Source organism: Aurantimonas marianensis (genome assembly GCF_024195285.1).
In the GTDB taxonomy this organism is placed as follows: Bacteria; Pseudomonadota; Alphaproteobacteria; order Rhizobiales; family Rhizobiaceae; genus Aurantimonas; species Aurantimonas marianensis.
The window spans coordinates 1-1,335 of record NZ_JALHBS010000111.1 but is presented as its reverse complement, the minus strand read 5'-3'; the positions used below and the strand labels follow the sequence as shown (position 1 = coordinate 1,335).

The window sequence follows — 1,335 nt, the reverse complement described above, 5'->3', positions numbered from 1 at the left end:
CCTCTCACGGGCGCGGTTTCCGGGATGACGGCAGAGCGGCACAGCGTCCAATACGGTGAACACAGGATCAATTTCGCGATCGTGCGCCGTGATCGGACGACTCTGGAAATCGCCGTTGAACCCGATGCATCTGTCGTCGTCGCTGCGCCTGAGGATGCCACCCTGGCCGCGATCGAGGGCAAAGTGCGCAAGCGCGCCGCCTGGATCCGGCGTCAGCAGCGATATTTCATCCAGTTCCTTCCACGCACGCCGGATCGCCAGTATGTGGCGGGCGAGACCCATCTTTATCTCGGACGCCAGTATCGGTTGAAAGTAGTGCCCCACGTCCAGGCGACGGTGAAGCTCGTCCGTGGCTTCATCGTCGTCCAAACGCACAGGCCCGAGCGAACCGAGGTCACGCGCGAGCTGGTCGAGGCTTGGTACCGGCAGCGGGCACATACGAAATTCGCCGAGCGCCTTGAGCTCAATCTTCTGCGCTTCCCTGCACCCGATGACTTCCGCCCCAAAGGATTGATCGTGCGCCAACTTCGGCAGCGGTGGGGCTCTATGTCACCGGCATCGCGCCTTCTGCTCAATCGCCGTCTGATCGAGGCGCCCATGGACGCGATTGACTACGTCATCACGCACGAGCTCTGCCACATCGCGGTGCCGCACCACGGCCCAGAGTTCTTCGAACTATTGAGTCGCGTCCTACCCGATTGGCCTAAGCGCAAGCACCGGCTTGAACAAAGGATGGCATGAGCAGACCTGGTAATGACAGCGTTATTACCGGCGCATCCCGGGCTGCCCTTGCACTGCGACGAGACCCACCCCCTCCTCAAATCACGACCTCAAGTCTGTGCCATAGGTGCTGACGGCGGACAGCCGGACTACGCGAAGCAGCTTGTCGTTGCTGACCGGCATCGTAAGCATTCGGCGAGGGGCGGCGAGGGGGCGGCGATGCAGGTGGTGCTGGGCTGCGGCTCGGGGACGCTGGTCAACGCCGGCAGCGGCAACCCGGTGGGCGTGCTGGCGCTGCCGTTCTTCGCCATCGGCAGATTCGCGGGGGCGTATCAGCCGCGATCGCGACGGCGGCGCTCTGGCTCGCGGCACCCGGCACGCGACGCATTCCGCGTCGGCTGTGGCTCGCGGCGGGGCTGCTCGCCGCGTTCGCGCTGGCGACCCTCGTGGTCGCGGGACAGCCCTGGGCCGTGGTCTACGGCCTCGGCCTCTGGGCGGCCAAGGGGGCGGGTGCGCTCGGCGCCGACCTCTCGGCGTCCCCGTTCCGGCGCGCGCCGACGAATGTCGAGCGGCTGGGCCAGAGCATCCTGACCTACGTCACCTCGCTCACGAACC

1 protein-coding gene is annotated in these 1,335 nt (G+C 65.8%); it reads left to right on the top strand.

Annotation, left to right across the window (positions count from 1 at the left end):
* Window positions 1-741, top strand: a 741-nt coding sequence (locus MJ956_RS17350) for a M48 family metallopeptidase (protein WP_253965697.1), incomplete at its 5' end; no start/stop codon positions are given.
* Window positions 742-1,335 lie beyond the last annotated feature (594 nt).